We start from the raw sequence: 19197 nt of genomic DNA, 5'->3' as shown, positions 1-19197 counted from the left end.
ATGAATAAAAATCACAAGCTACTCGGTACCGTGTCATTTTCCATGCTCGCGCTGTGGTGTTTGTTTGCTCTGATCACAGCGCAGGCATTTGCCGACAATGTCGAAATGAGCGCTGACACGGCCAGCCAGCAAGCAGCACAACTCGTTGCAGTAAACGAAGAAGCCAGCTCGACCAGTTTCGATGCCGGTCAGGTGGACACCCCAGAGGTGTCTGCGCAGACACCTGCTCAGACAGCCGCCGTCAGTGAAGAGCACTTGCCATCCGACATCGTGACCTCTGGCACCTTGCCTTCCGAGACCGGCAACGATCAGGATGCCAATCATCAGGATGTCAGCGCTGACATCGTCGCCTTGATCGATAGCACAGAACTCCCTGTCATCAGTTTCATGCAGGATGATGCGCCAGTGCTGGCAGGCCCGCTGACCGGGCCGAATGGATTGCTGGGCTTGGGCTCCGTGTACGGGGCCAACATTCAGGAGATCATGGGCATAGACGGCGCTCGCAACAGCCTGATCCCGGATGCCACCCTGATAGACCTGCTGACCAGCAGCATGCCGCCCACCATGCCGTTCACGACCAGCCGCGCCGATAGTATCAGCTCCGTACTGCAGCCTGTGCAAACCCCTGCCGCCGCTCAGCCCGGCATGGTTGCCGTGACTACAGCACCCGTGCCCGTCAGCACATTGCCTGCGCCCATGCCCACCCCGGATAGCACGGTACCAGTCGCCCCTGCGGCTCCCGCAGCCCCCTCTCCAGTTGATACACCCCCTGACACGATGGTCAGTCCTTGAAATGCTGACTCAGCAGCATTGATCCGACACAGGGCCCGCAGTCGCACGATGTCTTGGTGGCCTTGCTGAAGGCTTCCTGCAGAGCTGCTTGCAAGCGCAATGCACTGCGCTGAACTGCATGCTGGCATTTATCACCTCAATTTGTCACCCAAACCTGCGCCTCATTCTGACGGGAGCGTAGCGAGCCACACAGATCACATCCCCGTTTGGTCTGGTTGCCTGGATTCCGGCCTGCGCCGGAATGACGGCTCGGGGATATCCCGTTTGCTACAACCCTGAACGGCCAGCGCAGAGCGGACTCGCCTTAGGCAGTCCGCCGAATCAAGCCGCTGTCGCATCAGTGGATAAAGTGCGGCGTACCGCAAGCGGGTACGCCCTACGTCTACTACGCGGGAACGACGGCGGTACCGTTTTCACTTTTCACTTTTCACTTTTCACTTTTCACTTTTCACTTTTCACTTTTCACTTTTCACTTTTCACTTTTCACTTTTCACTTTTCACTTTTCACTTTTCACTTTTCACTTTTCACTTTTCACCCTTCACCACTAGCCGCCGCCAGCCGCCGCGAAGGTAGGTAGCAGCACTTTGTAGATCTGGATGAAGGCCGGCCCCAGGATCACCAGCAGCAAGGTGGGGAAGATGAAGAAGATCAGCGGGAACAGCAGCTTGAGGGCGATCTTGGCAGCGGCTTCCTCGGCGCGGAAGCGTCGCTTGGCACGCAGGCTTTCGGAGTGCACACGCAGCGACTCCCCCATGCTGGTACCGAAGCGTTCGGATTGGATCAGCATCGCCACCAGTGTGTCCACATCCTCCACGCCGGTACGCTGAGCCAGGTTGCGCAAGGCGGTTTCCTTGGGGAAGCCGGCACGCATCTCGATCAGCACCATTTGCAGTTCCTGACTCAGGATCACGCTCTTGATCTGGATCTCCCCCGCCACCTTGGTCAGCGCATTGTCCAGACTCAAGCCCGCCTCCACACATACGGTGAGCAGGTCCAGCGCATCCGGGAAGTTCTCGAAGATCTCCAGTTTGCGGGCTTCCACACTGCGGCTCAGGACGATGTTGGGGATGTAGTAGCCCACCGCCGCCAACACCAGCAGCACGCTGAGCATATCGTCACGTGACATGTCTTCCACATGGCCCGCCACCAGCAGGAACAGCAAGGGCAGGCCAAGCGCCAGCGCGGTCTTGACGCCGAAATACACACGCGGTGCGGACGGACTGCGCCAGCCGGCATGGATGAAACTGCGCCGCAGCACAGACTTCTCCCAGTCCTGCTCGGGCAGCGACAGTTTGGCGAACGGTTCGGCCACGCGTGCCACACGTTCCACCCATTGCGCCGAACTGCTGGCTTCCACGGCTTGCTGCGGCTGACTGAGACTGGCCACACGCTGGGTGACCCGGTTGGGATTCAGAAGCTTGAACACCAGCAGCGCCAGGCCAGTGACCACGATGAATACCACGCCCAGAAAAAGTAGCTGTTGTGTCGTCATGGCCGTCTTGTCATGGTTGAATTCTCACGTGTATGGGTTCCAGCTCACACACGGATGCGGATGATCTTGCGCATCCACACCGCACCCAGCAGCATCAGGCCGATGGCGCCGCTCAGCAGCATGCGGCCGGTGGAGTCGGTGATCAGTGCAGAGATGTATTTGGGATTGATAATGCTGATCATGGTGCCTACGCCTATGGGCAACAGCCCCAGCACCCAGGCCGACATCTTGCCTTCGGCCGACAGCACGCGCACCTGCGACAGCAGCTTGAGCCGGTCGCGGATGATCTTGCTGATGCTGGCCAGGATCTCGGCCAGGTTGCCACCGGATTCACGCTGGATCAGCACGGCGATCACAAAGAAGCGCAGGTCGGTGACCGGCACCCGCTCGGCCAGATGCTGCAAGGCGTCGTTCATGGAGATGCCGTAATTGATCTCGTCGAAGGTCATGCGGAACTCTCCGGCGATGGGCTCCGACATCTCGGCACCCACCATGCTGAGCGCACTGGGGAAGGCATGTCCGGCACGCAGGGAACGCCCGATCAGGTCAGCCGCTTCCGGCAATTGCACTTCGAACTTGACCAGACGCTTCTCACGCGCTTTTGCTACATACATCAGGGGCAAACAGGCAGTGAGCAGGCCGCACAGCAAACAGAGCAGCAAAGGCAGGCCCATCAGCCAGCTCAGCGCCACGAAGAACAGCGCCACGCCGGCACTGGTGGCGAGCAAGCGCGTGAAACTCCAGCCCAGCCCGGATTGCGCCAGCACCTGTTCCAGCTTTTGTGCACTGGGGATCAAGGCCAGCACGCGCGCACTGAAGCCCGTCTCCTGCTCGAAGCGCCGCTTGAGGATAGACACCGCCGCGTCCAGGGTCTGGTCTTCGCCGGACAGCAGGCGCAGCCGCTGCTGCATGCGTTTGGCCTCGCTGCTGTGATTGGATCGCCACCAGATATAGGCCGCTTCCACCAGCAATACAAAGGTGGCGAACACCAGGATGACGGCGGCATAGAACAAGGTATCCATGCCTTAGCCTCCTTGCCGCTTGTGCACGGTCAACATGTGAGCGCCCTCACTCATAGATACGGGTCGGGTCGAACAAGGCGTCGGGCACGGCCGCGCCATAGATGCGCAGCCGCTCGGCGAACTGGGGACGGATCCCGCTGGCACCGAAATGGCCGATCACCTTGCCATCCGGCCCCACACCCTTCTGCTTGTAGCCGAAGATCTCCTGCATGGTAATCATGTCCCCTTCCATGCCGGTCACTTCCGAGATGCTCATGATCTTACGGCTGCCGTCCAACAGCCGCGAGGCCTGGATGATGACGGTGACCGCAGAGGCGATCTGCTGGCGCGTGGCTTTGGGGGTCAGGTTGGCATCCGACATGCCCACCATGTTCTCCAGCCTGGCCAGCGCGTCGCGCGGAGTATTGGCGTGGATAGTGGCGAACGAGCCTTCATGGCCGGTGTTCATAGCCTGCAGCATGTCCAGCGCTTCCGGGCCGCGCACTTCGCCCAGGATGATGCGGTCCGGCCGCATGCGCAGCGCATTGCGTACCAGTGCACGCTGCGTCACCTCCCCCTTGCCTTCGATATTGGAAGGCCGCGTCTCCAGTCGCCCGATATGCGGCTGGCGCAGTTGCAGTTCGGCCGCGTCCTCGATGGTGACGATGCGCTCTTCCTCGGGGATATAGCCGGACAACACGTTGAGCAAGGTGGTCTTGCCACTGCCGGTACCACCGGAGATGATGGCGTTGATCTTGGCTTTGGAGATGGATTGCACCAGCTGCGCCATCGGTGGCGACAGGGTCTTCTTGTCCAGCAGGTCGTTGATGGTCAACGGCACCACGGCAAAACGGCGGATAGACAACAGCGGGCCATCCACAGCCAGTGGCGGGATGATGGCATTCACACGCGAGCCGTCCGGCAGACGCGCATCCACCATGGGGCTGGATTCGTCCACACGCCGCCCCACGCGTGACACCATCTTCTCGATGATCTTGAGCAGGTGGGCGTCGTCGTGGAACATCACGTCGGTCATCTCCAGCCGTCCACGCCGTTCCACGTACACCTGCTTGTAGGTGTTGACCAGGATATCCGACACGGTAGGGTCGTTGAGCAGCGGCTCCAGCGGACCATAGCCCAGCATCTCGTACTGGATATCCTGCACCAGCTTGCGCCGCTCGGTCTGGTTGATGAGCATGTTCTGCTCGTCGATCAGGCGCTCCACCAGGCCGCTCAGCTCGGTCTTGAACTGCGCCTCGGACAACTTCTGCATGCGTTCCAGATCGATGCGGTCCAGCACATCCTGATGGATGTCCTTTTTGAGTTGCTGGTAATGGCTGCCACTCAATGCCGGATCGGCACGTAGCACTTGCGGCTCACTGCCATTCAAACGCTCTCTTAACTGCATGCGGGGCTCCTCACTTGCTGTCCTGCTTGTTACGCGATCCGGTTCTGGCCAGCATGCGCGCCAGCAAGCCGGTCTTTTCGGGCACGGCGCTGCCGCTGATGTCCTGCGCCAACTGGCGCAAGGCCTTGGCGATGGTGCTCTGCGGCGCGCTTTTCTCGACTGGCAAGCCCTGGTCGATGGCATCGCTGACCACCGCCGCACCGTCCGGCAGTATCTGCACCGCGCGAGCGCCCAGCGTCTGCTCGGCCAGTTCCAGTCCAAGTTTGCCGTTCTTGCTGTAACGGTTGATCAGCAACTGCACTTTTTTGGGGGTGTAATCCAGCGAGCGGAACAGGGTCAGCAAACGCTGACCGTCATGCAGTGCTGGCAGACTGAGCTGCAGCACCGGGAACACCTGATCGGCCATGTCCAGCGCGCGCAGGCTGACGGCATCGATATCGCGGCCGGTGTCCAGCAGCACATAGTCATAATGCTGGCAGGCCAGTTGCACTATCCTGCCCACCTGATCCGGGGTGATATCAGCCGCCGCACTCACGTCATGGCAGGCGGCCAGGATGCCCAGGCTGGGTGCCACGTCCACCAGGCTGGATTGCAAAAAACCGGCATCCATGCGCTCGATCTGCGCGCACACATCGGCCAGCGTCACCGTAGGCTGGCGGTCCGACACATACAGCACCGCATCGCCGAACGGGCGGTTGAGGTCGATCAGCAATACCTTATGGCCGCTGGCCGCCAGCAGCCAGGCCAGGTTGGTGGTGATAAAAGTGGTGCCACTGCCCCCTTTGGCGGCGATGAAAGACAATACCTTGCCATGATGGCTGACCTTGACGCCGTATTTGGTGGCGCTTCGATCCAGCGCTGCCGTCAATGCTGCCGTGTCCAGCGGGAACGACAGGATCTCGCGCACCCCGGCGCGCATCGCCTGCAGCAGAAAGCCGGGGGACTCATCCATGGCCAGCAGCATCAGGTCGGCACGCGGGAATTGCAGGCCCAGAGCCTGCAAGGCCTGCATCTCGGTCTGCGAGACGGCACCGGCGAAATCCACAATGAGGATATCGGCCGGATCGCGCTCCATGACGGGGATGGCTTCCGCCATACCGCCCTGCACACGCGTGACCTGCACGGGTGGGCTGCGCAGCGCACATTGAGCGGCAAGCGCATCCAGCACCATGGTGGAGGTGGAAACGATGAGGGCTTTCATGTTGCCACCCCCTTTAGCTTGCGGAGTGCAGTCGACTTCATTAATAAGCGCTTCATGTTCATCAGCTCGGCACGAAACCCAGACTTTCCACCGGCAGGCGGAAGCTGGATAGCGGCACGTCGATATTCATCACGCTGAACAATCCCAGCATGGGTTGATATTGCAAAGGCGTGCAAGCCAGGCCCTCGCACAGGCTGGCCTCCACGAAGACGATACATTCACTGACGCGCAGCGCATCCTGGCAGGCAGACACGTTATCGGTGGGGCTGAGCGGCATGGGGCTGGCCAGGTCGCCAGCCGCGTTCAGGTAGCGCAGCTGCAAGTTCTCGCTATTGATCACCACCGCCCCCGGCAGGCTGTCGCTGCCGAACAGGGCCTGCTGCTTCACGGCCAGCAAGGCCGCGCCATCACTGAAATCGGTCACCGCAGCCAGACGTGCCGCATGCCGCGTGATCTCCTGTGCGCTGTTCCATACATACATCACGCGGCCGAACTCCATCCCGCCGAACAGCAGCACAAAGAACAGCACGGCGACAATGGCGAATTCCACGGCGGTAGCGCCTTGATGCAGGCGCCGATATGGATAACATGGGTGGACAGTGGTCATCATCAGCTCGGCATGTAACGCATGGTGGTGGAAGGGGAGAGTTGGATGACGCCCATGCGCGCTGCCGTCTCGCCCATGAACGGCATCAAGCCACCCACCTCGATGCTGTAGCCATTGATCTGCACGCGGACATTCTCGGGCCGGATACCATCCGCACAGCCCACGCTGCTGAAACTGCTGTTCAGGCAGCTGACCTCCACATCTTCACTGCTGAGACTACCGCTGACATTGGCGGCCAGCGCGATATCCACCGCCAGCTGCCTGGCTTCGGCCACCGAGACACTGTAAAGCGTGGCCCTGGGTGCCAGCGACATGTGCCGCGCCGCAGCGCGGGTGGCTTTGCTCAAGGCATCGGCGTACCAGAACACGCGTCCGAACTCGATCATGCCGGTCACCATCAGCATCATGACCATGCTGACGATCGCCAGCTCGATCACTGCGGCGCCGCGCTGCCTTGATTGACTGGCAAGTCTGGCAAGGTGAGTAGTGGTGTTAATAGCTGATCGGGGCATCGTCATGGATTCACCTGTACAGCTTGATCTGGTCCAGCGGCACCGGCTCGATCAGGCCCGCGAACTCGACATGCAGTTGCTTGGGGTTGCCGGACAAGTTGGCCGGTGTCTGCATAAAAAAACGGCCTATGCCCAGCACCGGCAATTCACGACAGGAACCGCTGCCCCCTGCCGCCACATGGCAGTTGACGATCACCAGGTTGAGCACGCGGCGATTGGCCAGGCCAGGCCCGTTGGTCGGAGGTGACTGGAAATTATTGCCACTGGTCTCGGTATAAGGTGAACCTTGCGTGCCTAGCGAGCCACCGGGGTAGTTAAGCTCGGGCAAAGCCCCCAGCGGGTACAAGGTGGCCCACTCCAGTGGGGTGAAGTTGCTGCCAGCGGTGGCATTAGGGGTGCTGCCTACCGCCCGCACCGCGCGGCTGTACGACCACAGCGCGCCATAATGATGCTTGCTGCTGATGCTGACGCTGCCATCGACGATATTGACCGATTGCTGGTTGGGTGTGGTCGGGTCCAGTGGATCCATCCAGAACGGTGGACGGCTCACGCCCAAGCCCAGGCCTACGCTGTAATCGCGGATATTGCTGTCCGGGGGAGCTTGCGAGGGAATGCACACCGCATTATTGCCACTGCCATAGATGTTGAAACGGGAATTCAGCGCACGCTCGATCGGCCCGGCGGAATAGCCGGTGTTGCCATACACCTTGGTGACGTTGGGCACGATCTCGGTCACCACCGCAGACGAGCCCGTACACACGAAGGGCGCCGTGTTATTGGCGCTGGAGTTACTGGAATTGCAGGCCGCAGGCGGCGCATCCACCGGGTTGATCAGATAGGGGTCGGAAGGCAAGCCCGCCAGATTACCCAGCGTGAAGATGTTGTACGACATACCGCGACGGTAGCCATATTGCTCCAGTTCACCACTGGGCAGCACCTTGCCCTTGTTGAGCTGATCCAGCGCGCACACCCCGATGGGCGTCACGTCATTAACAAAGCGCCCCGCCACAGCCAGACCATAGGTTTGCAGTGCACTGGTGCCAGGCAGTCCAGCTACCGCTGGCAGGCGCGCAAAGAAGGTATTGATGTCACCGGAAGGAATGCTCACCCGCAGAAAGGTCTTGCCACGTGCCAGCGCATTGCTGGTGACGGCGCTGATGGGCACCATGCAGCTGTCGGACGGACAGTTGCCAACGCGGATATCGCTGCTGCTCAGGCTGACCGGCTCCGAGAAGAACACCTCATTCTGCGCAGCGATGGCAATCGCTGTGCTGACCGCGCTGTTCACGCCTGCCAGTGTCTGGTTCAGCTCGCGTGCCCCCGCCAGGGCGGCGGCATCGGCAGCATTCTGCAGTTCGCTGCGCACCACATAAGCCCGTCCCAGATCAATGGCCAGCGCCATGAAGCCGAACAGCAGGAACACGGTCAGACCGAACATGATGGCGACCGCACCCGCCTGCCGGGGTAGAAGTGTCGTCAGCTGCTGCCTGGGAATGTCTAGCCTGTACATCCGGGATACCATCAAGACATCTAGTTGCCGCTACGGCCAGCTTCACTACTGGCACTGCCAGCGCTGCCTGATGGTTGCGCAAAGGATTTCTGATATTGCTCGATGGCGGTATTGGCGGCCTTACCGTCCAGACCCCGCTGAGGATAGGCCGGCTGATAACCCGCCGGATAAAGCACCTGCCGCTGTTTGGCGGCCTGCACACTGTCACCGAACTGCGCATCGAAATGTGGGGTGGACGTGGCGGCACAGCCGCTCACCATCATGCTGACCAACACGATGCCGACCTGTTTCATGATGCTTCTCCTGTGCTACCGGGTGGATTAACGCGCGGACTGGCGGGCAAACTGGCAGGCGGGCTGGTGCTGTCGTCCGCGCTTTCCGGTTCAACGGTGTGGGAAGGCGGCGGGCTGCCAGGCGGCGCAGCCGCGGGCGATACTGGCGCAGCCGCGGGCGATACTGGCGTATCCACTACAGGCGCTGTGGCCGGCACAGACTGCCCTGCCGCAGGAACGGCCGTCGATGTTTGGCCCGGCACAGGCTGGCTGCTCACTGGCTGGCTACTCAAGGGCGAGCGCGCGCCCTCGATCTTGCCGTTCAGGAACAGCTCGGCCCGTCCTGGCGCATTGACGCCTCCGGTAGGCAGGGCGATCTCTTCACGCGTGGCTTCCACCAGACGCGGGGTGATCACGAACAGCAACTCGGTCTTGTCTTCCTGGAAACTGGTGCTGCGGAACAGCGCCCCCAGGATGGGGATCTCGCCCAGAATAGGCAGCGCGCGGATGTTGGTGGTGGTGTTATTGCGGATCAGGCCGCCGATGGCAAAGCTTTGTCCGTCATACAACTGCACGGTGGTGGAGGCGCGCCGTGTGGTGATCAGGGGCAGGATGGATGTGGCGTTGAGGCCAGCCGCCGTGATGCCTATGCCTTCGCGCGACAATTCGGAGACTTCCGGTGACACCTTGATGTTGATGCGGCCGTCCGACAGCACGGTGGGAATGAATTTGAGGCCGACACCGAACTCTTTTTCTTCCAGCGTGATGGTGGTGGTGCCGTTGTTGTTGTTCTGACCCACCGGGATGAAGAAGCGCCCGCCCGCCAGAAAACTGCCCTCCTGCCCGCTGATGGCCAGCAGGTTGGGCTCGGCCAGCACCTTGACCAGGCCATCGCGTTTCTCTGCTTCGATGATGACGCGCCGGTCCGGGCCGCGACTGGCCCCGATCGCGCCACCCAGCAAGCCGGACGTGAACTTGGACAGCAAGGCATAGGCCACTGCGCCACTGTTATTGGAAATGGCCAGGTCCACGCCCAGCCGGTCCAGCAGGCTCTTGGAGACCTCGGCGATCTTCACTTCCAGCATCACCTGCTGGGGGGCCGCCACATTGAGCAGATTGATGACACGCGTGCCTCGCACGATGGGCTGACGCTGGTTGAGCATGGGGTTGTTCTTGTCGCTGCTGGCCGGGTCTGCCACATTGGGGTCGCGCGACTCGTCATAGCCGCTGCTCACGGCGCGCACCTGACGGCGCACAAACGCTTCGGCCAGATCGACGATGCGGCTGGCGGTGATGGAATCCTGCACGGTACCGCTCAGCACCAGCGTGTCGGCGGCGGCGCTGACCTGCACGCCAGTCTCATTGGGGAAGATGCTGGCCAGCGACTGCTGCAAGCCTTTGGCATCCATGCCGACCGCCACTTCGATGTTCAGACATTGCTGGTTGGCCAGCTGCAGCAGCATGTTGGTGCTGCCCACATCGGTAGCCAGCAGGTAGACGGTATCCGGTGCCAGCAGCCGTGCTTCAAGCACCTGCGGATTGCCCAGCGTGCGTCCGACGATGGCGTGACCGCCCGGCACTTGATACACATGCGAATTGCCATGTGCCAGCGCCAGTTTTTCGGTGGGCCGCATCTGGCCGGCGCAGCTTTGCCAGTCATCCGCACCCGCCCAGGCAGGCATGGCCAGCACCATCCATATCAGTGTGCATGCGCTCAGTAGACATGCGTTCAGCCGTCTTGCGTTCGCTAGACTTGCGTTTGCTAGACTTGCGTTTGCTAGACTTGCGTTTGCTAGGCTTGCGTTCGGCAAACAAGCACGCTGAAGCATGTGGCGACGACCGCCGTTCAGGGGGACGACGGTCATTTAGAAGCACTCCCGTGAGCTGCGCATGCCAGTCACCACAGTGACACAGCGGGGCGATGCAGGCGGCTCGACCACGGCTGGCGTGACCGGTTTAGGTTTCGCTACGCGCACAGCCGGTTTGCTGACCACCACGGCAGGAGGCAGGGCCGCAGGCGCAGGGTGCTTGTCCTGCAGCAGCGTCAGTTTGGTGATGCCGCCGGTATCTGCCTGATCCGGATCGACCTGATTGCGCAGCACCAGCGACAAGGTGCCCACGCTGCGTGCCAGGTCCAGCCGTTCGGCTTGTTGCGGGGTGACTTCCAGCGTGACCGCGTTCACCACGCGCGGCTTGGTCTCGTCGCGGCCGACTTCCTGTGCGATAGCCAGTACCAGGATACGTTCCAGCACGATCTTGGAGATATCCTTGCCCGGGTTGCCGTTCTCGTCGGTCTGGGTGTTGACGATGATATCGACGAAATTGCCAGGCAGCGCAAACCCGGCCACGCCGATCACGTCATTGACGCGCACGGTGATGGCACGTTTGCCTTCGGCGATCACGGCAGACAGGCCGCCCTGCGTGCCCTGCGGTGCCAGCTTGGCCTCAAGCACGGGCTCGCCACGCAGCAGACTGGTCTTGAGCACACGCCCTTCCAGCATCTTGATATCGGACACCGCGCCATCGGGACGGCTGCTGATCGGCCACTCCACCATGCGCACCATTTCAACCGTGACGCGCTGTCCAAGATTGATATCCTGAGCGGCGACCGCGATCTGATTAACGTCACTGGCGCGCTCGGTCAGCCAGCGCGAAGCCAGGTAAACGGCGGCAAGGCCAGCCACGATGGCAAACAACAAGAATAATAATGCGCGTGTATCTTTCATCGTTTCCCCCATCCCGGCATCCGTTCCGGCACACGCTTGGACCGGTCATGTTTTATCGGCAATTGGATAGGATGCTAAAGGATGCGCACGCACAACGAAGCGTGGAACAAACGGGGTTTTCCGGCTTACATCGCCGCGCCTGCAGTCTGCATGCGCTGTTTGAAACTCAACGTTTAACGCTGGGCACAGAAAAGAAAGCAAAGAAAGCGAAGAAAGAAGGGATACGAACCAGACAAAAGCGCCATGGCAAAAGTGCCATGGCAAAATCACCATGGATACCAGGCCAGCGTCGCGCTGCATCACATGCGTCGACCCGGTGTGGAGAAATAGGTGTCCCAGGCCTGACGTAGCCTGTCTGGCTGCATCAGCGGGTCCAGCGCGTAATAACGGGAATAATCCACCAGCTGCCCCAGCAGGTCATTCGGGTAACAGGCCATCAAGGGGCGCGCAGACGGACGGTGCAGGTTGTCCACCAGGTAGCGGAAGCCCGCTTCATCGAACGGCACCTGACGGCGCTGGCAGACCTGTTGCACCAAAACGCGGTAGTCCGCCTCGGCCATCTCGCCTACGTAGATCTTGTAGCCCAGCCTGCGCAGAAAAGCTTCATCCGCAAGCGCTTCAGGGGCGAGATTGGTGGAGAACACCAGCGTCACGTCGAAAGGCACGGTGAATTTGTAGCCGGTGTGCAGGGCCAGGTGGTCATACTGGCGGTCCATGGGCACGATCCAGCGGTTCATGAGCTGCTCGGGCGGCGATTGCTGCCGCCCCAGGTCGTCCACGATGAAGATGCCGTTATTGGCCTTGAAATGCGGAGGCGCCTGATAGAAACCGGAGCGGGCGTCATAGCGCAAATCCAGCATCTCGATCGAGAGCTCGCCCCCGGTCAGCACCAGCGGGCGGCGGCACAGCAGCCAGCGCTCGTCATCGCGTCGGCGTTCTATGCTGCTGCCCGCTTCAGCCGGGGCCACCGGGAGATGCAGCAAGGGGTCGAACACCTGGATGATCTCGCCATCCACCACGATGGCATGCGGGATGGCGACCAGGCCAGGCATCAGCCTGTCCAGCTTTTCGGCGATATAGGTCTTGCCGCTACCCGGCGGGCCGTAGATGAACAGGGGTTTGCCGGAATTCATGGCCGCACCTACACAATCCATCACCTCCGGGTTCAGGGTGATGCCAGCGTAGGCATGGCGGATATCCTGCTGTGTGACGCGGTTGTTGCGCACCGACTGGCGCTGTACCTGCTGGCGATAATCGTCCAGCGTGACGGGCGCGGCGCCTGTATAACGGCAGCGTGACATGTACTCTTCGGCGCGTTGTTTGCCACCGTCCGTGAGCTGGTAGATCACTTCGGCGTCGTTGACGCCGCGCTTGACCACTTCCAGCATGCGGTCTATGACCATCTCGTCCAGCAACTGGCTGACGATGGGCGCAGGCAGTTTGATCTTGCTGACGATCTGGGTCAGCTGGGTCTTGCCTTGATGGTAGACGATCTTGGCGATGATCTCGCTGATCAGGATAGGGTCCAGCCCGGTCTCCTCCAGCTTTCTGGGGGCCACCGGCAAACGGTCTACAGGCGGGGCAACATCATCCATGCTGGGGATCACTTCGCTTTGATGGCATGCGCCGCATGATGCACAGGGCGATGTTAAACCGCTGGTACGACCAGTGCGTGGTTGACGGCGATCAGGGTGCCCAGCGCGATGGCCACGCCGTAGGGCAGTTTCTTGAGGCGCTGTTTCTTTTGAGGCTCCAGCGTGTAGATCGCCGTACCCAGACGTTCATCCAGACGCTGCGCCAGCGCCGAGCTGACGATCAGGCGGCCAGTCAGCATCACAGCGGCGATCACGCCCCCCACGATGAAGGTACTGATGACGATATCCGGCATCAGCATCGGCCCGGTGAACGCGCCCACCATGGTCATCAGCTTGAGATCCCCGGCGCCCATGGCACGGAACAGATAGAACGGCAGCAACACCAGCAGGCCGGTCAGCATGCCCCACAGCACCTGTTGCCAGCTCATCCCGGTATCCATGAACAGATGCAAAGTGATGGCACACAGCAGGCCCTGTACCAGCAGGGCGTTCGGGATGCGGTAACGCCACAGGTCACTGACAGCAGCCACCAGCACAAAACCCAGCAGGAAGAGGTAGACCGTTTGCATCGCTGACTATCCAGTGCGTTGATAAACATCAATCAAGTGAGGTATGGCTTGGCCTCGCCATACCTCACCAGACTGCGGTGAGTATCCGAAAAAGGAATTTGCAGGGATAACGTAACGCGTGTGTACGCCATCCCTGCAAATGAAGCTGATTAAGCGCCGCCGCCCAGGGAGGTCAGCACGGTCTGGAACACGCCATCCAGCGTGGTACCAACGCTACCAACGGTACCCACGATGATCACGGCGATCAGTGCTGCGATCAGACCGTATTCAATGGCGGTAACGCCTTCTTCATCAGCCAGGAAACGCTTTACTGCAAAAAAGAACTTATTCATGATAACCCCTTAAATTTAAGTTAAAAAAACACACCCACTACACAAGAAAAAAGCACCGAACCAGACTGCCATACCACCACTGCATTTACTGCACATCACCGATCTGTGACCTTGCTGAATGGGCGTCTGCTCATTCATTATTCTGCACAAACCGAAAATCCAAAGCCGGAACAGAAGCATAAAACCCGGCTAATTCCTGCGTTTGACTGCGTCACCCGGTCGGCTCTCAAACCCCGACTGACCCTGATCAAAAGCCTAGCTGTTCTAGCAAATCGTCCACTTGCGCCTGGCCCTGTACCACATCCGGGCTGGCGGTCGGGTCGATCTGCGGACCGTTCATCAAGCGCGTACTTGCCGCATCGGCATTCGCAATAACGCCGCTGCTAATGACGCCACTGGCAGTAACGCTATTGGCAATAACACTATTGGCAACATTCATGCCAACTGCATGCGATGGCTTGTAATCCAGTAATAACTGCAGCAATTGCTGTTCCATGTTGTGGGCGATCTCGGTCACGCGCTTGATCACCTGGCCCGTCAAATCCTGAAAATCCTGCGCCATCATGATGTCCATCAGCAATTGGCGCGTCTCTTCAGCCTGTTGCTGGGTGGCCAACAGATAGGCCTGGGTGTCACGCGCCAGCGCGTCGTATTCACGCTTGAACCCTGGGGCATCTAACAATAATTGCCACTTCGAGTGTAAATTTTGGGCACCTTTGGTGATGTCATCCTGCATGGGCATGGCCACATCGGTCGCATTCAGCACACGTTGTGCCGCCTGTTCGGTCATGCGCGCCACATATTCCAGACGGTCGCGTGCATCCGGGATCTCCTGCGCCGCTTTCTCCAGCAGCCCGTCTATGCCCAGGCCGCGCAAACTGTCATGCAGATTGCGGGTGAGCTGGCCGATGCGGTTAAGCATCTCTTCCTGACTCTCCATGCCATGCATGGGACGGTGCGCGTCCTGCGTGTTCGCACTGAGGGCTTGTTCCATGCTCAGGCTCCGGCTTTTTCCATTTTTTCGAAGATCTTGCTCAACTTTTCGTCCAGGGTGGCCGCCGTGAACGGCTTGACCACATACCCACTGGCACCCGCCTGCGCGGCGGCGATGATGTTCTCTTTCTTGGCTTCGGCCGTGACCATCAGCACCGGCAAGGAAGACAATGCGCTATCGGCGCGGATCTGCTGCAACATGGTCAGGCCGTCCATGTTCGGCATGTTCCAGTCCGACACCACAAAATCGAAATTGCCGTTACGTAGCTTGGAAAGCGCCATCACGCCATCCTCCGCCTCGTCCACATTGGTATAGCCCAACTCTTTGAGCAGATTGCGTACGATGCGGCGCATGGTGGAAAAATCATCCACCACAAGAAATTTGGTATCGGGACTTGCCATATTCAGAACTCCATCCATGCAGCACGCGAAGTGCGTCTTCATCCGTATTATCGGCAGCCTGCCTGCAAACTTAAGTGTGAAGCTCAGACTGAAAAGCACGGCAGTTCAGCGCTTTGGATGAATGTGTGTGCAAGGTATCAACTTGCTTGCCTGGGTTCCCGCCTACGCGGGAACGACGACATCAGGTGGTGTTGACTTACCTCCCCTGCTGCCAAGCCGAGCAACGCAGACCCGTCTGGGGTCTTCGGCGAGCACTGTCTGAAGTCCGCAGGCGCTCACGTCTTGTGTGAGCGACCAGGCCGCGCAGCCGCCAGACGGGCCGAGTCGCGCAGGGTAGCCGCAGGCCTTGGCAGGGGGTGCCCTTCTCTTTGGCTACTTTCTCTTGGGCAAACAAGAGAAAGTAGCTCGCCTGCCGGGCGAGACCGGCTCACACAGTTAGTTTCGGCGGACTGCTGAAGCGAGTCCGCCCTACCTGCTTCGCCGTCGTTCCCGCGCAGGCGGGAACCCAGGCAAGGCCAATCACCTGTGATATGCACTTCCCGGCAAGATATAAATACCGTCATTCAAACGGGAGCATAGCTAGCCTCGTAATCGACATCCCGGTTTAGCATAATTACCTGGGTTCCCGCCTGCGCGGGAACGACGGCACAAGTCACTATACGGTCGGCATTGTCCAAGCATATCCAGAAAGAGGTACACCATACGGCGCAATGCGCTGCGCTTATTGACGCCCTACCCTGTTGACGCTCTAGCTCGTCACCTTAATTACACCTGTCGGGGCGCATGCCCCACCGCGGTAGGGCGCACCCGCCTGCGGTGCGCCGTAAGCCGCTAAACCCGTACTGCGCGATCGGTTTGATAGGCCGCCACATGCTCCAGCACAGCCGCCGCCAGGTCCTGCAAGGGCAGTACCGCATGCACGCCGCCAACGCTGACCGCTTCCTTGGGCATGCCATAGACCACGCAGCTGGCTTCGTCCTGGGCAAAGTTCCAGGCCCCCGCCTGCCGCATGCGCAGCATGCCCTGGGCGCCGTCCTTGCCCATGCCGGTGAGGATCACGCCGATGGCGTTCTTGCCCGCTTGTGCAGCGGCAGAGTCGAACAACACATCCACCGATGGCCGGTGGCGGTTGACCGGCGGCGCATCTGACAAGCGCGTGATGTAGTTGGCGCCGCTGCGTGCCAGTTGCAGGTGCGCATGGCCGGGGGCGATGAAGGCATGGCCGGGCAATACGCGCTCTTCGCCCTCGGCTTCACTCACGGCGATAGCACACAGGCTGTTGAGCCGGTTGGCGAACGATTTGGTGAAGCCGGACGGCATGTGCTGGGCGATGAGGATGCCCGGACAATCCGACGGCATGCGGATCAGGAATTCGCGGATGGCTTCGGTGCCGCCAGTGGAGGCTCCCACGATGATGAGCTTCTCCGAGCTCAACAAGGGGTCGCGCAAAGCAGGCAGGCTGCCACCCGGGCTGACCCGACGCGGGCCTATGCGCGCGCGCGCTGCAGTGCGGATCTTGTCGGTGATCTGCTGGGTGTATTCCTGCAGGCCCTCGGCGATGGAGATGCGTGGCTTGGTGACGAAATCGATGGCCCCCAGCTCCAGCGCACGCAAGGTGATCTCCGAGCCACGCTCGGTCAGCGAGGACACCATCACCACCGGCATGGGCCGCAGGCGCATCAGCCGTTCCAGGAAATCCAGCCCGTCCATCTTGGGCATTTCCACATCCAGCGTGAGCACGTCCGGGTTGTGCTGTTTGATCAGTTCGCGCGCCACCAGCGGGTCAGGGGCGGTAGCCACCACCTGCATGTCGGTCTGGCTGTTGATGATCTCGCTCATCAGGCTGCGAATCAGCGCTGAATCATCCACCACCAGCACGCGTATCTTGCTTTTGCTCGCGGTTCTGCGCGCCGTTTCAATTGGATAGTCTGCATCGGCCATGATGGCCCCCCTCGCTGCGTGACATGTTCATCAGCTGCTCCCTGAACTGCCGGTTCAGAACAACTCGACCTCGCCGGCAACCTCGTTGCTGCGCAGACTGCTGGCATAGCTTTGTTCGCGTTTCACCAGGGTGTGGTTGTTGAGTTGGCGCAGTTTTTTCACCAGCACCTTGCCGGTGTGTGGAAAGAAATACACCTTGCGCGGATAGACGTCGTTGAGGTCCTCGCCCACCACACGGATCTTCTCTGCCGCCAGGAATTTGCGTACAAAGGTCGCGTTACGCTCGCCTACATTGAGCGCCGTGAACGAGCGCAGCACATTGCCGCCACCGAAGATCTTGGCTTCCAGCTGTTCGCGTCTGGCGCCCATCTTGAGTAGCTGGTTGATGAGGATCTCCATGGCATAGGTGCCGTAGCGCATGGACTCGGATACCGGGTTGTCGGCATCGCCCTTGCCTTCCGGCAGCATGAAATGGTTCATACCGCCTATACCGCTGACGCGGTCGCGGATGCAGGCCGATACGCAGGAGCCGAGCACCGTGACGATGAGCATGTCCTGGTTGGTGCAATAGAATTCACCCGGCAGGATCTTGGCGGCATCCTTGTCAAAGGTGCGGTCGTAATAGAAATTACTGGCCAGTTGTTCAGCGATGGCGGGGTTCATCTGGCGACTCCAGTATGCGCACCGGCGGCAAGGCGCGGCGGCCGTGGCGTATGCAGTTCATTGCCGGGCTGGGCACGCAGCTCATACACGGTCTTGCCTTGCAGGCGGAACGCATTGCTGGCGTACATGAAGTTCTCGGAATGTCCGGCGAACAGCAGGGCATCGGGTTTCATGAGCCCCGGAAAGCGGTTGAGGATCTGCGACTGCGTGGGTTTATCGAAGTAGATCATCACATTACGACAGAAAATGGCATCGAAACGGCTACGTATCCCCCACTGCTCTGCCAGCAGGTTGAGCGGACGAAAGCTGATCAGCTGACGCAACTCTTCGCGCACGCGCACCAGGCCCTCCTGGCTGCCTTTACCACGCAGGAAATAGGTCTTCTTGCGTTGTTCGGACAGGTTTTCGATGCGCTCGTCGCTGTACACGCCCTGGCTGGCAGTAGCCAGCACATTGGTGTCGATATCGGTGGCCAGGATGCGTACCGGCGGCTTCAGGGTACCGAAGGCCTCGCACGCCGCAATGGCCATGGAATAGGGTTCCTCACCGGTGGAGGCCGCCGAGCACCACAGCTCGATGGGCGCCTGCACGCTGCGCAGATGCTGCATCAGGATGGGGAAATGATGCGCTTCGCGGAAGAAGGAAGTGAGGTTGGTGGTCAGTGCATTGGTGAACGCCTGCCAGTCAGCGGGCGTGCCGTGGCGTTCCAGATGGTCCAGGTAGACACTGAACGAGTCGAAGTCGCCTGCCCGCAGCTGGCGGGCAATGCGGCTGTACACCATGTCGGTCTTGGCGTCGGACAGCGAGATGCCGGCATGCTGATAGATCAGCTTGCAGATCTTGCGGAAATCCTGCTCGGTGAAACTGAATTCGCGTTCACGTATGTGTAAGGCCTTGCTCATCGTCGCTTTCCTGGTCTAGCGCACTTTCACGCCGGGGTTTGATCGGGGCCTGCATGCCCTGTGTACGCGCTACGCCAGCCTGATGATGGCCTAGGCCGCGCGCCGCGACAGTTGGGTGGCGTTCTGGCTGCCCGCCATGCCGCTGACTTTGCCATCCACCTTGAACACGCTGACCGCCTCCATCAGCTGGTTGGCCTGCTCCACCAGCGATTCCGCCGCCGCGGCCGCCTCTTCCACCAAGGCCGCGTTCTGCTGCGTCACCTCGTCCATCTGCGTCA

Annotated in this window: 20 protein-coding genes; 1 reads left to right on the top strand and 19 read right to left on the bottom strand. The window is 60.4% G+C overall.

The annotated features are described in order from the left end of the window. Positions 1-792, top strand: coding sequence for a hypothetical protein (locus tag ED236_RS09415; protein WP_123237727.1), 792 nt, complete (start codon positions 1-3; stop codon positions 790-792). 545 nt (positions 793-1337) lie between these two features. Here the strand turns inward: ED236_RS09415 and ED236_RS09410 are convergent. The 19 genes from ED236_RS09410 to ED236_RS09320 all read right to left on the bottom strand — a co-directional run. Then, entirely contained in the window at positions 1338-2285 is a 948-nt protein-coding gene (locus ED236_RS09410) for a type II secretion system F family protein (protein ID WP_123237726.1), read from the bottom strand. Between the two features lie 44 nt (positions 2286-2329). Next, positions 2330-3307, bottom strand: coding sequence for a type II secretion system F family protein (locus ED236_RS09405; protein ID WP_123237725.1), 978 nt, complete (start codon positions 3305-3307; stop codon positions 2330-2332). Positions 3308-3353: 46 nt separating this feature from the next. Then, positions 3354-4694, bottom strand: a complete 1341-nt coding sequence (locus tag ED236_RS09400) for a TadA family conjugal transfer-associated ATPase (protein ID WP_123237724.1) — start codon at positions 4692-4694, stop codon at positions 3354-3356. A gap of 10 nt (positions 4695-4704) precedes the next feature. Beyond that, positions 4705-5895 (bottom strand): CpaE/TadZ family protein, encoded by a 1191-nt coding sequence (locus tag ED236_RS09395; RefSeq protein ID WP_123237723.1) that lies wholly within the window; start codon positions 5893-5895, stop codon positions 4705-4707. Between the two features lie 61 nt (positions 5896-5956). After that, positions 5957-6445: a TadE/TadG family type IV pilus assembly protein gene (locus ED236_RS09390; RefSeq protein ID WP_205125672.1), complete on the bottom strand. Its 489-nt coding sequence runs from the start codon at positions 6443-6445 to the stop codon at positions 5957-5959. Positions 6446-6504: 59 nt separating this feature from the next. Further along, on the bottom strand, positions 6505-7020 hold the full coding sequence (locus ED236_RS09385) for a TadE family protein (RefSeq protein WP_123237722.1): 516 nt from the start codon (positions 7018-7020) through the stop codon (positions 6505-6507). Between the two features lie 4 nt (positions 7021-7024). Then, the gene (locus ED236_RS09380) at positions 7025-8524 is read right to left on the bottom strand and encodes a TadE/TadG family type IV pilus assembly protein (protein WP_123237721.1); all 1500 of its coding nucleotides are present in this window, start codon (positions 8522-8524) and stop codon (positions 7025-7027) included. Positions 8525-8544: 20 nt separating this feature from the next. Continuing rightward, positions 8545-8817, bottom strand: coding sequence for a hypothetical protein (locus ED236_RS09375; RefSeq protein WP_123237720.1), 273 nt, complete (start codon positions 8815-8817; stop codon positions 8545-8547). Continuing rightward, the gene (locus tag ED236_RS09370) at positions 8814-10478 is read right to left on the bottom strand and encodes a type II and III secretion system protein family protein (protein ID WP_162299603.1); all 1665 of its coding nucleotides are present in this window, start codon (positions 10476-10478) and stop codon (positions 8814-8816) included. The genes ED236_RS09375 and ED236_RS09370 overlap by 4 nt, the downstream gene beginning before the upstream one ends. A gap of 183 nt (positions 10479-10661) precedes the next feature. Continuing rightward, positions 10662-11522, bottom strand: a complete 861-nt coding sequence (gene cpaB / locus ED236_RS09365) for a Flp pilus assembly protein CpaB (protein ID WP_123237718.1) — start codon at positions 11520-11522, stop codon at positions 10662-10664. Between the two features lie 299 nt (positions 11523-11821). Further along, a complete protein-coding gene (locus ED236_RS09360; protein WP_123237883.1) occupies positions 11822-13117 on the bottom strand; it encodes a YifB family Mg chelatase-like AAA ATPase in 1296 nt (431 codons plus the stop codon). Between the two features lie 53 nt (positions 13118-13170). After that, positions 13171-13686, bottom strand: coding sequence for an A24 family peptidase (locus ED236_RS09355; protein WP_123237717.1), 516 nt, complete (start codon positions 13684-13686; stop codon positions 13171-13173). Between the two features lie 149 nt (positions 13687-13835). Next, positions 13836-14018: a Flp family type IVb pilin gene (locus tag ED236_RS09350; RefSeq protein WP_123237716.1), complete on the bottom strand. Its 183-nt coding sequence runs from the start codon at positions 14016-14018 to the stop codon at positions 13836-13838. 247 nt (positions 14019-14265) lie between these two features. Then, on the bottom strand, positions 14266-15012 hold the full coding sequence (cheZ, locus tag ED236_RS09345) for a protein phosphatase CheZ (protein WP_193726090.1): 747 nt from the start codon (positions 15010-15012) through the stop codon (positions 14266-14268). A 2-nt stretch (positions 15013-15014) separates the two neighbouring features. Then, positions 15015-15413 (bottom strand): chemotaxis response regulator CheY, encoded by a 399-nt coding sequence (gene cheY, locus ED236_RS09340; RefSeq protein ID WP_123237715.1) that lies wholly within the window; start codon positions 15411-15413, stop codon positions 15015-15017. An 831-nt stretch (positions 15414-16244) separates the two neighbouring features. Continuing rightward, positions 16245-17354 carry a protein-glutamate methylesterase/protein-glutamine glutaminase gene (locus ED236_RS09335; protein ID WP_123237714.1) on the bottom strand — a complete coding sequence of 370 codons (1110 nt, stop codon included), beginning with the start codon at positions 17352-17354 and terminating at the stop codon, positions 16245-16247. Between the two features lie 54 nt (positions 17355-17408). Continuing rightward, on the bottom strand, positions 17409-18017 hold the full coding sequence (gene cheD, locus ED236_RS09330) for a chemoreceptor glutamine deamidase CheD (protein ID WP_123237713.1): 609 nt from the start codon (positions 18015-18017) through the stop codon (positions 17409-17411). After that, a complete protein-coding gene (locus ED236_RS09325; RefSeq protein WP_123237712.1) occupies positions 18014-18919 on the bottom strand; it encodes a CheR family methyltransferase in 906 nt (301 codons plus the stop codon). The genes cheD and ED236_RS09325 overlap by 4 nt, the downstream gene beginning before the upstream one ends. Positions 18920-19009: 90 nt before the next feature. Continuing rightward, a partial coding sequence (locus ED236_RS09320) for a hypothetical protein (RefSeq protein WP_205125671.1) occupies positions 19010-19197 on the bottom strand: 188 nt, incomplete at its 5' end.

The organism is Pseudomethylobacillus aquaticus (genome assembly GCF_003730115.1).
GTDB lineage: Bacteria > Pseudomonadota > Gammaproteobacteria > Burkholderiales > Methylophilaceae > Pseudomethylobacillus > Pseudomethylobacillus aquaticus.
Note: the sequence above shows the minus strand (reverse complement) of the source record. Positions and strands in the feature narration are given on the sequence as shown.